Genomic DNA, 11,980 nt, shown 5'->3' with positions numbered 1-11,980 from the left:
ATCCTACCAAGCCTGCGTCACTCGCCGCAGCCTTTGCTGCAGGCGTCATAGGCGCTCTGGCAGCTCGCCGCACGCCCGCAAGCATAGAGCCGGGAGCCGCAGGCCTGCACACACTTGCTCCAGCCCTCGGACTTGGCGGGCGCCACCGGCAAGGCCATGCTGCCGCGCGTCTGTGTGGTCTGGCACTGGCTCAAGGCCAGCGGGCGTTGCGGGCCGGGCAGCACGGACCAGTCGGCGATCAGGGCCAGATCCTGCTCGATGGCGGCGGCGTCACCCGCCTGCGCCAGCAGGCCCGAGCGCTGCAAGGTCGCCACCGCCTCGCAGTCGGCCCGTTGCGCCTGGGCCAGCGTACGCGCCCCGCTCACCGGCAGCCCCAGGTAGTGACGTGCGCATTCATGGGCGAACAGGAAATAACGCGACTCCGGCAGCATCTGAGGCTGCACGGCCGGGTTGTAGCGGATCACCGGCTTGCCCTCCACCACACCCGAGGCCACCACTTCCTTGAGGGTGGCGTCGGCCAGCACGGGTACCGTATGCCCCTTGGCGTCCCGGCAACTGTCAAAGGTAATGGTCACCGTCTGAGCGCAAACCGCGCCGGCTTGCAAGATGACAAACACAAAAGCAGCCCGAATCAGGTACCCCATGACCCCACTCCTTGAACGCAAATTGATGCGGCGCAATCTAGCAGGCGCCCTTAAATGCCCGGATGGGCCGGCAGATCGGCGGCTGTATAATGCGGACCTTTGTTTTTCAGGATAGAGGGCAACACTATGGCCGGTCACTCGAAATGGGCCAATATCCAGCATCGCAAGGGGCGCCAGGACGCCAAGCGCGGCAAGATCTTCACTCGCCTGATCAAGGAAGTCACCGTCGCGGCCAAGCTCGGCGGGGGTGATGTCAGCGCCAACCCGCGCCTGCGCCTGGCGGTGGAAAAGGCCAAGGCCGAGTCCATGCCCAAGGACAATATCGAGAACGCCATCAAGCGCGGCACCGGCCAGCTCGAAGGCGTGGTCTATGAGGAAGCACGCTACGAAGGCTATGGCATCGCGGGCGCAGCGGTCATCGTCGATTGCCTGACCGACAACAAGGTGCGCACCGTGGCCGATGTGCGCCACGCCTTCAGCAAGTACGGCGGCAACATGGGCACCGACGGCTGCGTGGCCTTCCAGTTCAAGCACTGCGGCCAGTTGATGTTTGCCCCCGGCACGGACGAGGACAAGCTGATGGAAGCCGCGCTGGAAGCCGGCGCCGACGACGTGGTCAGCAACGAGGACGGCTCCATCGAAGTGATCACCGGCCCCTGGGAATTCACCACGGTGAAGGAAGCGCTGGAAGCCGCCGGCTTCAAGGCCGAGTTCGGTGAAGTGTCGATGAAGCCGCTCAACGAGACCGAGCTGTCCGGCGAAGATGCCGTGCGCATGCAGAAGCTGCTCGATGCGCTGGAGTCGCTGGACGACGTGCAGGACGTCTACACCTCGGCCGTGATGGACGAGTAAACTCTCCACCCTCGTTGCATATGGAAAAGCGGCGCGATGCGCCGCTTTTCTTTTTGGAGTCTCACCCGTGCTGGAACGCGCTCTCGCTCCCCTGTTCGTCTTCCTGTGGAGCACCGGCTTCATCGGCGCCCGCCTCGGGCTGCCCTATGTCGAGCCGCTCACCTTCCTGCTGTTGCGCTATGCGCTGGTCGTGGTGCTGATGGGTGGCGCGGCGCTGGCCTTCCGCGCGCCGTGGCCGCGCTCGCCGCGCGCCGTGCTGCACATCGCGGTCGCTGGCGTGCTGATCCATGCCACCTATCTGGGCGGGGTGTTCATGTCGATCAAGCTGGGCCTGCCGGCCGCGCTGTCGGCGCTGGTGGTGGGCCTGCAGCCCATCGTGACGGCGCTGGGCGCGGGCTGGTTGCTGAAGGAGAAGGTGGCTCGCCAGCAGTGGCTGGGGCTCACGCTGGGTTTCGTCGGCGTGGCCCTGGTCGTCACCCACAGCCGCAATCCCGGCTTGGGCCAGGACTGGCCACTGACGGCGCTGGTGCCGGCCGTGGTGGCACTGGTCGGCATCACCCTGGGCACGCTTTACCAGAAGCGTTTCTGCCCGAGCTTCGATCTGCGCAGCGGCGCGGTGATCCAGTTCCTCGCCAGCGCGCTGCTGACCTTACCGGTCGCGCTGACCACCGAAAGCATGCAGGTCGACTGGTATGGCGAGTTCGTCTTCGCCCTGCTGTGGCTGGTGCTGATGCTGTCGGTCGGCGCGGTGAGCCTGCTCAACCTGCTGATCCGCCGCGGCACGGCGGTCAAGGTAACCAGCCTGTTCTACCTCACGCCGCCCACCACCGCGTTGATCGCCTGGCTGATGTTCGGCGACATGCTACAAGGCCTGGCCCTGGCGGGCATGGCTCTGGCCGTGTTGGGTGTGTGGTTGTCGCGACGCTAAGATGCGGCCATGACGCGCCTTGCACTCCCTCCCACCCGCATTCTCGGTATCGACCCCGGCCTGCGCATCACCGGCTTCGGTGTGATCGAGCGCGCGGGCACCCAGCTTGCCTACATCGCCAGCGGCTGCATCCGTACCCCCGAGGGCACGCTGCCCGAGCGCCTGAAGGTGATCCTGCACGGGGTACAGGAAGTGGTCGCCACCTATCAGCCCACCGAAGCGGCCGTCGAGATCGTGTTCGTGAATGTGAATCCGCAATCCACGCTGCTGCTGGGCCAGGCGCGCGGCGCGGCGATCTGCGGCCTGGTGTCGCACGGACTGCCGGTCATGGAATACACCGCGCTGCAGGTGAAGCAGGCGGTCGTCGGCTATGGCCGCGCCAACAAGGAACAGGTGCAACACATGGTGTGCCGCCTGCTCGACCTGCCGGGCACCCCACAGGCCGACGCGGCGGATGCATTGGCCTGCGCCATCGCGCATGCGCACGGCGGCGCTGCGGGCGGTCTGCTGGGTACGCTGGGCACCCGTGGCCGCAAGCGCGGCAGCCGGATCGTGGCGTGATCGCGCGGCCGCGCCGCGGCCGGCTCAGAAGCTGACCGCGATCCCCAGCGCCAGGCCCTCGACGTTCTGGCCGAAGCGGTAACGCATCACCAGGCGCGTACGCGTCACGATGATGTCATAGGCCGAAGAATCGAACTCGATGCCGAGACCCAGCGAGGTCAGGTGATTGAAGCCCAGCAGCCCGGCCTGGCTGCCGAGGAAGGTGGAGTGCGCGCCTTCCAGCACGTAGCGCACCGGGTTGCCCATCAAGGTCCAGTCGCGGATCGGTGCGCGCCAGCGCGCCCACAGGCTGGTCGACTCGGCCCGCGCCTGGGCATTGACGCCGTTGCCAATCTCGCCAAGGGAGCGCAGGTAGAGGTTGGAATAGCGCCACTCCACGTCGATCTCGCGCTCCGGCTTGTAGTCCTCGTAGTCCAGCATGAGGGAGCCGCCGGCGCCCCAGGCCTCCATGGTCGTGTTGCCCTGGAGGAAGTCCCAGTCGCTGCCGCTCTTCTGCTCGAGATACCAGCTGCCCAAGGTGATGTCGCTGACGACCGAGCCGAGGGCGAAGTTGAAGATGGGTCGCAGGACCAGTTTCTGGGTCAGCGGAAAATCCCAGCCCACGCCGCCGCTGAGTGAGCCCACGTTCCACTTGAGCGGCACCTCGCTGGTCTGGGTGCCATTGGAGGCCAGGAAGGTGGGGTCATAGCGCGAATAGGCCACGCCCCCCTCCAAGTACACCGGCGTCGTCTTGCTCAGAGTGAAGCCACCCGCCAGTTGCGTCATGTACAGGCTGGTGTCCGACTGGCTGCCGGACCCCGCACTGATGCTGAGCGTACTGGTCGTCACGTCCGGCACGACCGAGAAGGACATCAGGCCCAGCACCGCATTGGCACGCTTGCCGACATCCGGCGTCACGATCGAGAACGCCGAACTCTGGGCCCAAGCTGAAGCCATCGGCACGATGGCTCCTACCAGACTCCAGGCCAACCGCCGTGCCAAACGACGCGCCCCGCCATGCCTGACCATCCGCACTCCCCCATCTATTTAGCCAGCACCTCCTGCCAGGTCGTGACAGTCCAATTGCTGGTGAACAGCTTATTGATTGCTGGTTCCGCTGCCTTGCGGATTGCCGCGGCGTCCGGCGTGCTCACCATCATGCCGCCGCTGCGCAGTTGCCCAAGAATACCAGCCTCGCGTGCAGAGAACGTGTCAGAGCCCCACTTCGCGGCCGCCTGCATGGCCTCGCGCACCAGCTTGCGATCGCGTTCGGACAGCTCCTTGTTGAAGAAGCAGGCGTTGGCCATGGGCATGCCGAAGCCGACCAGGTGATTGGTCAGGGTCAGCTTGCTCTGTACCTCGTTGAGCTTGAGCGACTGGATCTGCGTGAGGTCACCCTCGGAGGCCTCCGCCGTGCCGTTCTTGAGCGCGTCGTAGATGCCCGGCAGTGGCACCGTCACCGCCGCCACGCCCAGCGAGGACCACACGGCATTCCAGTCCGGCGTGGGCGGCAGGCGCAACTTGAGCCCCTTGAAATCGGCCGGCGACTGGATCGCCTTGTTGGAGGTGAACTGGCGGTAGCCGCGATACACCGGGTCGAACACGACATACCCCTTGGCCGCGATCTCGGCCTGCATCTTGTGCCCAATGTCGCTGGCCCACACCGCCTGCAGGTGCTTGAAGTCGCGGATCACGTAGGGGCCGTTGAAGAAGAAGTACTTGGGCGCGTAATCCTGGATCGGCTGACCGCCAGTGAGCATGATCTCGCCCACACGCTGCGCGCGTTCGCAGGGCAGCATGGCCGGGTTGATGGTCTGCTCGTTGAGCACGCCAGCCGCCACCGTGACGCTGAAGTGCTTGCCGCGAGCTTCCAGTTCCTGCTTGAAGCGCTGTGCGGTTTCCTCCAGCAGATGGCCCTTGGCGAAGGGGGTGGCCACGCGCACGGCAACCGGCGCGGACTGCTCCGGCGTGGTGCTGCAGGCGGACAGGAATAGCGCGCCGATGGATACGGCGATGACTGACTTATGCATTGTTCGACTCCCTATTTCGTATAGCCCAGTGTGTTGCCTTGATCTTGATCTGATGGTGCCTCGCGAGGCCCCGGCAGCCTGCCAGCGCGATGTGACAAGCCGTGTCGGACGCCTTGGCGCCCTGCCTTGCCTCGGCCGTCGCGACAGCAATGCATGGTGGCCGCGCGCCCCCGCAGCGACAAGCAAGACCTTCGGGCAAACCTATGCGTACAAATGCTTAGTTGCCCTGCAGCGCCCGTGCTACGACGAGCAGACTTGGCATCCGGCTCAACGCCGGGATCAGCCTAGAATGAAGACCGCCGTCCTCACAGGAGCCTCCATGTCTGCCTCGCCCCCCACCCTGGTCCGTGCCGCCTGCCCGCACGACTGCCCCGACACCTGTGCCATGCAGGTCACCGTGCAGGATGGCCGTGCCATCAAGATCCAGGGCGCGAAGGACATGCCCTTCACCGACGGCGCCCTGTGTACCAAGGTCGCCCACTACCTGGAGCGCACCTATTCCGAACAGCGCCTGCTGCACCCGATGAAGCGCGTCGGCCGCAAGGGCGAGGGCCGCTTCGAACGCATCAGTTGGGATGAAGCGCTGGACATCATCGCAGCCAAGTTCCGCGAGATCGCCGCAGAGGACCCGCGCGCCATCCTGCCCTACAGCTATGCCGGCACCATGGGGCTGGTGCAGGGCAGCTCGATGGACCGCCGCTTCTTCCACAAGCTGGGCGCTTCGCACCTGGCGCGCACCATCTGCGCCGAGGCCGGTGCCCAAGGCTACAAGGCCACCATCGGCGCCAGCCTGGGCATGGACCCCGAGGCCTTCGCCGATGCGCCCTACATCCTGATCTGGGGTTCGAACCCGGTGGTCTCCAACCTGCATCTGTGGAGCCGCATCGTGCAGGCGAAGCGCCGTGGCGCGCGTGTCGTCTGCATCGACCCGCTGCGCAGCCAGACCGCCGAGAAATGCGACTGGCACCTGGCCCCCTTGCCCGGCACCGATGGCGCACTGGCGCTCGCGATGATGCATGTGCTGATCCGCGACGATCTGCTGGATCACGACTACATCGCGCGCTACACCCTGGGCTTCGAGGCGCTGCGTATTCGTGTCGCCGAATGGACGCCCCAGCGCGCCGCCGAGGCGACCGGCCTGGAGGCGGCCGACATCGAACGTCTGGCACGCGAATACGGTACGGCGAAGCCCGCCGCGATCCGCGCCAACTACGGCTTGAACCGCTGCGCCGGCGGCGGCAATGCGATGCGCACCATCGCCTGTCTGCCCGCCCTCACCGGCCACTGGCGCCACGCCAATGGCGGCGCGCTGCTGTCCAGCTCGGGCAGCTACGGCGTGGATAGCGCGGCGCTGGAGCGGCCCGACCTGTTCCCGGCCGGTCTCGTGCCGCGCACGATCAACATGAGCGCCATCGGCGACGCCCTGCTGGAAACGCGTGACCCAGCGATCCGCGCCATCTTCGTCTACAACAGCAACCCGGTCGCCGTCGCGCCGGACAGCAATCGCACGCGCGCCGGCTTCGCGCGCGAAGACCTGTTCTGCGTGGTGCACGAGCTGTTCCAGACCGACACCGCCGACTATGCCGACATCCTGCTGCCGGCCACCAGCCAGCTTGAACACTGGGACGTGCACAAGTCCTACGGCCATCTCAACGCGCTGGCCAACGTGCCCGCCATCGCCCCACTGGGCGAAGCCCGCCCCAACAGTGCGGTATTCCGAAAGCTGGCGCAACGCATGGGCTTCCGCGAAGCCTGCTTCAGCGAAGATGACGAAAGCATCGCGGCGGGGGCCTTCCGCCGCGACCACGCACGCTCGGCCGGGCTGGAGTGGGAGACGATGAAGCGCGAGGGCTGGAAACGCCTCAATGTGGCCACGCCCTTCGCCCCGTTTGCCGATGGCGACTTCCCCACGCCCTCGGGCAAGTGCGAGTTCTACAGCCAGACGCTGGCCGACGCCGGCCACGATCCGCTGCCGACCTATGTGCCGCCGCGCGAAGGGCCGCGCTCCAACCCGACGCTGGCGCAACGCTTCCCGCTGGCCTTCATCAGCCCGCCGGCGCGCAACTTCCTGAACTCCAGCTTCGCCAACCTGCCGCGCTTCGTGCAGGGCGAGGGCAAGCCCTGGCTGGACATGCACCCGGACGACGCCGCTGCGCGCGGCCTGCAGGACGGGCAGCGCGTGCGCATCTTCAATGATCGCGGCGCCTTCCACGCCTGGCTGCGTGTAAGCCGCGAGACACCCACGATCCGCGCCGGCGTGGTCAGCGCCCCCTCCATCTGGTGGCAGAAACTCTCGGGCGACGGCGAGAACGCCAACGCGGTGACCTCGCAGGCACTGACCGACCTGGGTGCTGGCGCCACCTTTTACGACTGCCTGGTGGACGTGGCCGCCGCGCCCCTGCCCGACGTGTGACAGAACGCTGACAGCAGGAGCGCGCGCAGGGGACTACCCTGAAAGTCCCCACCCACGGAGATGCACCATGCGGAAACCGATCATGTTGTGCGCAGCCGCCCTCGCCCTCAACCTCACCTGCAGCGTCGCCGCCGCCATCGGCAACGACGACCCACCGCCGAGCAGCGCCGCCAAGCAGGACTACGAACGCGGCACCGCCGCCATCAAGCGCTCGGACTGGGCCGGCGCCATCACCGCCTTCAGCGCGGTGGTCGAACGCGAGCCCAAGAATGCCGACGCCTGGAACTGGCTGGGCTACGCCAACCGCAAGTCCGGCAAGCTCGACGCCGCCTTCAAGGCCTACGACCAGGCGCTGGCCATCAAGCCCGACCACCGCGGCGCACACGAATACGTCGGCGAAGCCTTCCTGATGGCCAACAACCCGGCCAAGGCCGAGGAACATCTCGCCACCCTGGCCAAGCTGTGCAATGCACGCTGCGAGGAATACGAAGACCTGCAGAAGGCGATCGCGGAGTACAAGGCCAAACCGAAGTAGGGCGGAACTCCGCTGGAGGTTCCGCCGGCCGCCTGCAGGGCGGCGGGGTGAACCGCGTATAGGGCCGGATGGCGTATGGAGAAGTGGTCAGTGGCCCGGGGGGAGGATTGGCGGAACCTCCTGCGGAGTTCCGCCCTACGTCACTGGATTCCGGCCTGCGCCGGAATAACGGTGACACCCCGATGAATCACAGCGTCCGCTGCCGCCGCGCCTCGAACAGGCAGATGCCCGTCGCCACCGACACGTTGAGACTCTCGACGGAGCCGAACATGGGAATCTGCGCCAGCTCGTCGCAGGTTTCGCGCGTCAGGCGGCGCAGGCCGTCACCTTCGGCGCCCAGCACCCAGGCCAGCGGCACTTTCTGGTCGATCTGGTACAGCGACTTCTCTGCCTCGCCGGCCGCGCCCACGCACCACACACCGGCTTCCTGCAGCTCGCGCAGCGTACGCGCGAGATTGGTCACGGTGATGTAGGGCACGGTGTCGGCCGCACCGCTGGCGACCTTGATGGCGGTGGCGTTGAGGCCCACTGCGCGGTCCTTGGGGGCGATCACCGCATGCGCGCCGGCCGCATCGGCCACGCGCAGGCAGGCGCCCAGGTTGTGCGGGTCCTGGATGCCATCCAGCACCAGCAGCAGCGCGTTCTCGTCCAGGCCATCGAGCACGTCGTCGAGCTTCACCACGCCCTGGCGCGCCACGATGCGCGCTACCACGCCCTGGTGACGATGCGTGCCGGCCATGCCGTCGAGGCGCTGGCTGTCGGTCGGGATGATGCGCACCTTGGCCAGCTCGGCCCGCTCGACGAGGTCGCGCGCGCGGCCGTCCTGGCGGCCGGCCGCGATGAAGATCTCCTGCACGCTCTCGGGGTCGTGGCGCAACTTGGCGGCCACGGCATGGAAACCGTGGATGAAGCGAGTCTCAGCCACGACGACCTCCCTTGGCAGGACGCTTGGCGGCTGGCTTGGTGGCCGACTTGCTTGCCGGCTTGGCGGCAGGATGACCGGATTTCTTGCTCACGCTGGATGACTTTCGGCTGCTGGAAGAAGCCGGCGATTGTGCCTGCTGACGCTCGCCACGGGGCGCCGCGCCACGACTTTTTGCCGGAGCCTTGATCGCATCCAGCGGCGGCCCCTTGCGCGGCGGCAGGCCGGCCAGCTCGCGCCAGCTCACCACGCCATCATCCTCATTCACCGGAGCGCTCGGCACCGGCTTGCGCGGGCTGCGCGGCGCGTCGGCCTTGGCCGGCACAAGCTTGGGCGCAGCCGCCTTGGCGCGACCCTGGCGATTCGGCTCGGGCGCCGCGACGGCCACCGCCCTGCCACGCCGAGCCGGCTTGGACTCTGCCGGCAACACCGGCGGCGGAGTCTCCTGCGCGACCGCCACGAAAGCGTCCGGCGCGGTACGCGGCGCCTTGCGCGCGGCATCCTTGGCCGTCTTGCCAACACGCATGGTGTCGCGCGTCACACCCTCGACCAGCTTGAAGTCGATCTTGCGCGACTCCAGGTCCACACGCACCACCTGCACCTTGACGCGCTCCGACAGGCGGAAGCGCTCACCCGTGCGTTCCCCGACCAGCTCGTGGCGCGACTCGTCGAAGTGGAAGTAGTCCTTGCCGAGGTCGGAGATATGCACCAGGCCTTCGACGAACAGGTCGTCCAGCGTCACGAAGATGCCAAAGGACACTACGGCCGTGATGCTGCCTTCATACTCCTCGCCGACGCGGTCCTGCATGTAGTAGCACTTGAGCCAGGTCTCTACGTCACGGCTGGCCTCGTCGGCACGACGCTCGGTCTGCGAGCAGTGCACCCCGATCTCTTCCCAGATGCCGCCGGACTTGGCCTTGGCTGGCGGCTCCGGGGCACGCGGCGGCGCCTTGCTTGCCGACTTGGCGTGCCCGCCCCTGCCCTTACCCTGCGGCTCGGGCGCGCGACGCCGCCGGCGCGTGTCCATCAGCAGCTCGACCGGACCGCGGTCCGGGTTGTACTGCTTGCGGGTCAGCACCGCCTTGATCGCACGATGCACCAGCAGATCCGGGTAGCGGCGGATCGGCGAGGTGAAGTGCGTGTAGGCCTCGTAGGCCAGGCCGAAGTGACCGACGTTGTCGGGGCTGTAGACCGCCTGCTGCAGCGAACGCAGCATCACGGTCTGGATCAGCTGCGCGTCGGGGCGCTCCTTGATCTGCTCGACCACCTTGGCGAAGTCGCTGGCACGCGGATTGTCCCCGCCCGCCAGGCTGATGCCGAACTCGGCCAGGAACTCGCGCAGCTTGCCCAGCTTCTCGGCCGTCGGCCCTTCGTGCACGCGATACAGCGCGGGGTGCTCGTGCTTCTGCAGGAAGTCGGAGGCGCACACATTGGCCGCCAGCATGCATTCCTCGATCAGGCGGTGCGCATCGTTGCGATGCTCCGGCACGATGCGCTCGATCTTGCCCTGTTCGTCGAAGACCATCTTGGTCTCCACCGTCTCGAACTCGATCGCGCCGCGCTTGGCGCGCGCCTTGAGCAACACGCGGAACAGCGCGTCGAGATTCTCCAGGTGCGGCAACAGGGGGGCGTACTGCTCGCGCAAGGCCGCATCCTGGTCGTACAGCATGGCCGCAACCTTGGTGTAAGTCAGGCGCGCATGCGAGAACATGACGGCCGGGTAGAAGCGGTATTGCTTGACGACCCCGGTGTTGCTGATCGCCATGTCGCACACCATGCAGAGGCGCTCGACCTCGGGATTCAGCGAACACAGCCCGTTGGACAGCTTCTCCGGCAGCATGGGGATCACGCGGCGCGGGAAATACACCGAGTTACCGCGCGCCAGGCCGTCCGCATCCAGCGCGCTGCCGGGCGTGACGTAATGGCTCACGTCGGCAATCGCCACCAGCAAACGGAAGCCCTTGCCCTGGCGCTCGCAATACACCGCGTCGTCGAAGTCCTTGGCCGTCTCACCGTCGATGGTCACCAGCGGCAGTTGGCGGATGTCCTCACGGCCGGGGCCCCAATCCTTCTTCAGCACACGACTGGGCAGCTTCTTCGCCTCGGCCTGCGTGGCCTCGGAGAATTCGAAAGGCAGATCGTGCTTGCGCAGCGCGATCTCGATCTCCATGCCGGAATCGGCGTAGTTACCCAGGGTTTCGACGATGCGCCCGATGGGCTGGCTGTAGGCGGTGGGCTGCTGGGTGATCTCGACCGTGACGACCTGGCCGTCCTTGGGCTTGGTGCGGCCCGTGCCCGGCGTCAGCAGGATCTGCTGGTTGATGCGGCGGTTCTCGGGTGCGACGAAAGCGACGCCCTGCTCCACCACCACGCGCCCGACCACCTTGTGGTTGGCGCGCTCCAGCACTTCGATGATCTTGGCCTCGCGGCGGCCACGCTGGTCGACGCCGATTTCGCGCACCAGCACCTTGTCGCCGTGCAGGACTTCGCGCATCGCGCGCGGGCCGAGGAACATGTCATCGGCGCCGTCATCGCGGACCAGGAAGCCGAAGCCGTCCGGGTGCCCCTCGACGCGGCCACGGACCAGGTCGGCCTTGTCTGGCACGATGAAGTCCCCGCGCCGGTTGCGCATGAGCTGGCCTTCGCGCTCCATGGCGCCGAGGCGACGCGCGAAATGCTCCAGCTCCTCGTCCTGGATATCCACCAGATCGGCCAGCTCGTCGCCCGACATCGGGCCACCGGCCTCGCTCAGCAACTGCAGGATGTACTCGCGGGAGGGCAGGGGATGTTCGTACTTCTCCGCCTCGCGCGCGAAATGGGGATCGGCCTGCCGGACCTTGGAATAACGCACTTGGCGCTTGGCTACGGCAGGAGGGGTGTTCTTTTTGTTTTTGGGTGCTTGACTCATTCTCAAAGTGCTATATAATGCGCGGCTTCCGTTGCCCAGGTGGCGAAATTGGTAGACGCGCTAGTTTCAGGTACTAGTGCCGCAAGGTGTGGAGGTTCGAGTCCTCTCCTGGGCACCAAATTCGGGAAGAAAGCCAGCTCACAAAGCTGGCTTTTTTCTTTTCTGCTCCCCCTCGCGCACTCCCCGACTGCGCAGTGGTGAAGGCAAA

General features: G+C 66.6%; 10 protein-coding genes and 1 tRNA gene. 6 read left to right on the top strand and 5 right to left on the bottom strand.

What is annotated here, in order from left to right:
- Window positions 1-17: 17 nt before the first annotated feature.
- Window positions 18-575 carry a hypothetical protein gene (locus tag NMB43_RS02930; RefSeq protein WP_494350664.1) on the bottom strand — a complete coding sequence of 186 codons (558 nt, stop codon included), beginning with the start codon at window positions 573-575 and terminating at the stop codon, window positions 18-20.
- 195 nt (window positions 576-770) lie between these two features.
- Between NMB43_RS02930 and NMB43_RS02925 the strand changes: the two genes are divergently transcribed.
- From NMB43_RS02925 to ruvC, 3 genes are all read left to right on the top strand, one after another.
- The gene (locus NMB43_RS02925) at window positions 771-1,496 is read left to right on the top strand and encodes a YebC/PmpR family DNA-binding transcriptional regulator (protein ID WP_494350663.1); all 726 of its coding nucleotides are present in this window, start codon (window positions 771-773) and stop codon (window positions 1,494-1,496) included.
- A gap of 67 nt (window positions 1,497-1,563) precedes the next feature.
- Window positions 1,564-2,424 carry a DMT family transporter gene (locus NMB43_RS02920; protein ID WP_494350662.1) on the top strand — a complete coding sequence of 287 codons (861 nt, stop codon included), beginning with the start codon at window positions 1,564-1,566 and terminating at the stop codon, window positions 2,422-2,424.
- Between the two features lie 9 nt (window positions 2,425-2,433).
- A complete protein-coding gene (ruvC, locus tag NMB43_RS02915; protein WP_494350661.1) occupies window positions 2,434-2,985 on the top strand; it encodes a crossover junction endodeoxyribonuclease RuvC in 552 nt (183 codons plus the stop codon).
- Between the two features lie 24 nt (window positions 2,986-3,009).
- Here the strand turns inward: ruvC and NMB43_RS02910 are convergent, their stop codons facing one another.
- Together NMB43_RS02910 and NMB43_RS02905 are read right to left on the bottom strand one after the other, a co-directional pair.
- Window positions 3,010-3,921: a hypothetical protein gene (locus NMB43_RS02910; RefSeq protein ID WP_494350660.1), complete on the bottom strand. Its 912-nt coding sequence runs from the start codon at window positions 3,919-3,921 to the stop codon at window positions 3,010-3,012.
- Between the two features lie 86 nt (window positions 3,922-4,007).
- Entirely contained in the window at window positions 4,008-4,994 is a 987-nt protein-coding gene (locus tag NMB43_RS02905) for a TRAP transporter substrate-binding protein (protein WP_494350659.1), read from the bottom strand.
- 319 nt (window positions 4,995-5,313) lie between these two features.
- On the opposite strand from NMB43_RS02905, the gene NMB43_RS02900 reads away from it, so the two are divergent.
- Both NMB43_RS02900 and NMB43_RS02895 read left to right on the top strand, forming a co-directional pair.
- Window positions 5,314-7,407, top strand: a complete 2,094-nt coding sequence (locus NMB43_RS02900) for a molybdopterin-containing oxidoreductase family protein (RefSeq protein ID WP_494350658.1) — start codon at window positions 5,314-5,316, stop codon at window positions 7,405-7,407.
- Window positions 7,408-7,474: 67 nt separating this feature from the next.
- Entirely contained in the window at window positions 7,475-7,942 is a 468-nt protein-coding gene (locus tag NMB43_RS02895) for a tetratricopeptide repeat protein (RefSeq protein WP_494350657.1), read from the top strand.
- A gap of 187 nt (window positions 7,943-8,129) precedes the next feature.
- Here NMB43_RS02895 and rlmB read toward each other — a convergent pair whose 3' ends face one another.
- Entirely contained in the window at window positions 8,130-8,867 is a 738-nt protein-coding gene (rlmB, locus tag NMB43_RS02890; RefSeq protein ID WP_494350656.1) for a 23S rRNA (guanosine(2251)-2'-O)-methyltransferase RlmB, read from the bottom strand.
- Window positions 8,860-11,715, bottom strand: coding sequence for a ribonuclease R (gene rnr / locus NMB43_RS02885; protein WP_494350655.1), 2,856 nt, complete (start codon window positions 11,713-11,715; stop codon window positions 8,860-8,862). Before rnr ends, rlmB begins: the two co-directional genes overlap by 8 nt.
- Before the next feature lie 90 nt (window positions 11,716-11,805).
- On the opposite strand from rnr, the gene NMB43_RS02880 reads away from it, so the two are divergent.
- Window positions 11,806-11,890, top strand: a tRNA-Leu gene (locus tag NMB43_RS02880).
- Window positions 11,891-11,980: the final 90 nt, after the last annotated feature.

Source organism: Uliginosibacterium sangjuense (assembly GCF_059132465.1).
Note: the sequence above shows the minus strand (reverse complement) of the source record. Positions and strands in the feature narration are given on the sequence as shown.